We start from the raw sequence: 3,911 nt of genomic DNA, 5'->3' as shown, positions 1-3,911 counted from the left end.
CTTCAACCTTTCTTCAATATATTCCAGCAACAACTCCCTGGCCTTCATTTTCGCCAGCATTCCATCGAAGCTGGTACTGAAATGAGGATCAAAATGATTGACAGGCGGACAAATCTTCTCATCATATTGCCCTCTTACAAAATACATATCATCATGATGGGTGCATTCATTCCGGTAGTAAGTATAGTAAACCTGGTTTTCCCAAAAAAACCGTTCAATATTGATCCGTTCCTTTTCCAGTCGTTTCCTTTCCAATATTGCGCTCTTCTTATAATAACCAGTATGCAACCAATGAACTTTTTGATAAAAGATGTAATTGCCCATGATCTCAGCCTTAATACGCTTGAAAAAATAGATCTCGCAATCCTTATCAGGAAACGGATTCTCATTTAACTCATTGCTGAGTTTAATGAGGATATTTCTACAGATACGACTCAATTTTTGAAACCTGATGCGCAGATCGTTTTCCTGGGCTTCCACTTTTCTCAACTGCTGTTGAAAGGATTGTTGGAGATATTCAAAATCTTTAATAAACATTTTCATATTGATATTCCTTTTAGTGAACAATAAATTATAACCAATACCGCATAGTTGTTCTATGCGGCAAAACTTTTACGTATGGGCTAAACGCGGCCACATGGCGGTCAATACCTGACCGGCCTGGCAGCGTCTAACACTCCGTTCAGACACTGGCAGTTCGTTAAGCCTGTTACGATGATTGTGAAATGTTTCTAAAGAATCGATCTAACGATTGGGGTTGAAATGATAAATCATAAAAATTCACGCGCGTGAGTGGTTTAACCAGGAAGGACATTGGATGTTATAAGACAAGACCGCTTGATAACCCGGGATTTTATGCGCTAATGGTCAATACAAACCTACTTTTATTTAATAAATAAAAAGGTCTCAAATGAGACTTTTTGAAACGTAAAAATTGACCGCATGAAAAAAGGGCCGGATGTGGCCCTTTGGTGATAAAAGAAATGGTAGCGTCTGAATGTTGTGGAACTTTACTTATTCTTTGGGTGCCCGTATAGCATATTTTTGTGTCGGTTCAGTGTTGCTTTCGACACGCCCAGATATGATGCTATATATTTGGCTGGAACCCGACCAATTAATTCCGGGTAATTTTGTAATAAATACTGATAACGTTCAATGGCTTTGGGATACAATACAATAGCATGTCGTTCTTCACTTAACTTGTAATAATGCTCGGTTAAAATACTACGATGGTTTAGAAATTCCGGAAAACGGCGGCAAACATCTTGCAATTGACTATACGTAATGTACTGTAACGTACAGTCGTCCAGGGCCTGGATCGATTCTAAACTCGGGACTTGTTCTAAAAAACTCTTGACAGCATACACCACATCATTTTCTTTCATGAACCATTTGGAAATTTCTTTATCACCTTTTAAATATAAGGATCTTAGCAATCCTTTTTTTACGAAGTATACATTTTTACAAATGTCTCCAGCCCTTAATAAATACTCATCTTTCTTAAGGGTTTTTGTTTTTAGAATGTTTGATAGATAATTGATTAACTCAGGAGACATCGGGTAAACCCCATTCAGAAAGTTTAAAATTTCCATAAGGTAATTTATAAGGTTTAATGTGATGGATCATAGGGTAGCTTGTTCAAATACGCTTCAATTTTCGTTATACAAATGAAGCAATCTGGAATACAATTAAGATAGTTTTATGTGTCCTGCGAGCGTCTGTTTAGTCATTTTTTTGAGTTGACACACAATTGATAACGGCACTCGCAGATATGATGATATATGTCTGTTATGAACCCGTCTGATCCATTCGGGCTGACGTTGCAATAAAATCTTATAACGATCAGGCGGACAGTACGCCAAAATATAAGCACGTTCGTCAAGTAAACTGACATATTTGTCGATAAACGTTTCCCGATGGACATAAAATTCTGGAAATCGAAAGTAAATATCCTGTAATTCAGAGTAAGTAACGTACTGTAGTGTACAGTCTTCCAGTGCCTGGATCGATTCCTTACAGCGGACCTGCTCGAAACCTATTTCGAAAGGAGTAATTATATCATTTTCCTTTACGAACCAATAGCAAGCTTTTTTACCATTATCTAAAGATGAACATTTAAGCAGTCCTTCCTTTACAAAACAAACATATTTACAAACATTTCCGACTTTTACTAAATACACATTCTTCTTAAGATTTGCTGTTTTTACAATGCTTGAGAGATGATTGGTCAATTCAGAACCCATCGGGCTAATCGCGTGTAGAAAGTTAATGAATTCCATAAGGTGAATAAGGTTTAATGGCACTGCAGGTCGAGGTCATAGGACAGCCATTTAGTTATTGAAACTAAAGGGCCGCTGCAATTCCATTATCTAATATAAGTAAAAAACAAGTCAAATAAATTAAAAACCTATAAAATTACTAACGCTCTAGCAGCATTGTAGAAATTGTATCTAAATAGAAAAAGGAGGCCGTATTGACCTCCTTCATTTTTTATCATTTAGCTATTTTTCTGCTACCAACGCCATTATTCTTATGGAACCAGGTCATTCAAACTAACTTCTAATGTACGCGCAATAGCCATTAAAGTAGAAAGAGAAGGATCACCCTGGCCGCTTTCGAGTGTCCAGACCTGACTATAAGCAATATCAGCTATATCCGCAAATTCTCTGGTGGTAAGCCCTTTTGCTTCCCGTAGCTTCTTTAAATTTTCACCAAAAGCCTTTAATAGTTTTTCGTCCTTCTTCTTTGCCATTTGGCTTGTAAGTTCTGTGAAATAAAAAAAATATTGACTTGATGTATCAAGTCAATTGAATAATTTCTTACCTTAGGACTATAGAACGGCTATTTATCGATTCCGATTATCTCAACCATTAAATGCTTATCAATATGAAACCTATCAATGATCTTATACACCCTTCAGAGCAACATATACAAACAACAAATCCATTATCCCGTTACTCAAAACCTGCCCGGTTAATTGAAAAAGCAACCACTAATCCGGAAGCCGTAATCAAAGAAGTATTTGCGGAGATTACACCCGGCGATCTTACAGATGACTTATTACCGAGCTGGCTGCACGTGGCTATTACAGCCAGTACTTACTCGGAAAATAATGGCGGGGAAATTCTTACTGAATTCTATGAGTGGCTGGTACTTCTGGTGGAGGCGCTATACATTGTTTCAGAAACATCGCCCCAGAGCCAACCCACCCATTTAACCGCCGATCAACAGGCCAACCCAATGGAAGTGATCAATGGATTCTTTCAGCTATTTTCAATAGAGTATGCACGGCGCGAACTGTGCGATTTCATCGATGCAGGTATTGGATATGATGGCAATTACCCCGATGGGTTCAGTCCCTGGCTGGCGTGGATGACGTATAACCATATTATCTGTTTGGTAGAGGCCGCCTTTCAATTGTATTTCATTCATGAAATAAAAGATGCGCACCTGCTCATAATAAATGCGGTGCCGGTTGAAAATTTATGTGGCTAGTAAATAAACTGTCCCGTCTCGGCTCGGCTGAGCCGAGACGAGACGAGATATGTGCGGCCGTTATATCTCTAGGAATATCAGTATATAGTTAACCGGCTGCTACAGGAGAGCTACAGGGCATTATTCCAGCATTAACCAATGCCCTGCATATTCCCGGCTCGGCAATTATCAACTGGATAAAACAGCATAATAAGCGCCAAGTACAGTATATGACTGGTCACAAGTATATCAGCAGCACAGAAGCCTATGCAATGCAGGAAATGGAAACTTTGCGGGACGAATTGAGCAAACGTCACCCATTTGAATAAATCACTAAAGATCATTAAATTTATTGAAAATCAATGCATTTATGACACCAGCTAATATTCGTCAGAAACTACATCAGTATATAGATAAAGGGGATGAGAAGTTATTGA

General features: G+C 38.3%; 5 protein-coding genes. 1 reads left to right on the top strand and 4 read right to left on the bottom strand.

Going from position 1 to position 3,911, the window contains the following annotated elements; all coding sequences use genetic code 11:
* The 4 genes from J7I42_RS32870 to J7I42_RS32855 form a co-directional block, all read right to left on the bottom strand.
* Positions 1-543 (bottom strand): RteC domain-containing protein (locus J7I42_RS32870; protein WP_209144383.1); only part of this gene is annotated, 543 nt, incomplete at its 3' end.
* 467 nt (positions 544-1,010) lie between these two features.
* Positions 1,011-1,592, bottom strand: a complete 582-nt coding sequence (locus J7I42_RS32865; RefSeq protein WP_209144381.1) for a Crp/Fnr family transcriptional regulator — start codon at positions 1,590-1,592, stop codon at positions 1,011-1,013.
* 96 nt (positions 1,593-1,688) lie between these two features.
* Positions 1,689-2,243 carry a Crp/Fnr family transcriptional regulator gene (locus J7I42_RS35815; protein WP_378573319.1) on the bottom strand — a complete coding sequence of 185 codons (555 nt, stop codon included), beginning with the start codon at positions 2,241-2,243 and terminating at the stop codon, positions 1,689-1,691.
* Positions 2,244-2,530: 287 nt separating this feature from the next.
* Positions 2,531-2,752 carry a helix-turn-helix domain-containing protein gene (locus J7I42_RS32855; protein WP_209144377.1) on the bottom strand — a complete coding sequence of 74 codons (222 nt, stop codon included), beginning with the start codon at positions 2,750-2,752 and terminating at the stop codon, positions 2,531-2,533.
* Positions 2,753-2,886: 134 nt separating this feature from the next.
* Here J7I42_RS32855 and J7I42_RS32850 point away from each other — a divergent pair, with 134 nt between their 5' ends.
* The gene (locus J7I42_RS32850) at positions 2,887-3,495 is read left to right on the top strand and encodes a hypothetical protein (RefSeq protein WP_209144375.1); all 609 of its coding nucleotides are present in this window, start codon (positions 2,887-2,889) and stop codon (positions 3,493-3,495) included.
* Positions 3,496-3,911 lie beyond the last annotated feature (416 nt).

It is taken from the genome of Niastella soli, assembly GCF_017742245.1.
Classification (GTDB): domain Bacteria; phylum Bacteroidota; class Bacteroidia; order Chitinophagales; family Chitinophagaceae; genus Niastella; species Niastella soli.
Note: the sequence above shows the minus strand (reverse complement) of the source record. Positions and strands in the feature narration are given on the sequence as shown.

Bases quoted from the DNA above. Each gene is read 5' to 3' on its own strand.
- J7I42_RS32865 (WP_209144381.1), bottom strand. From the start codon at position 1,592: ATGGAAATTTTAAACTTTCTGAATGGGGTTTACCCGATGTCTCCTGAG.
- J7I42_RS35815 (WP_378573319.1), bottom strand. From the start codon at position 2,243: ATGGGTTCTGAATTGACCAATCATCTCTCAAGCATTGTAAAAACAGCA.
- J7I42_RS32855 (WP_209144377.1), bottom strand. From the start codon at position 2,752: ATGGCAAAGAAGAAGGACGAAAAACTATTAAAGGCTTTTGGTGAAAAT.
- J7I42_RS32850 (WP_209144375.1), top strand. From the start codon at position 2,887: ATGAAACCTATCAATGATCTTATACACCCTTCAGAGCAACATATACAA.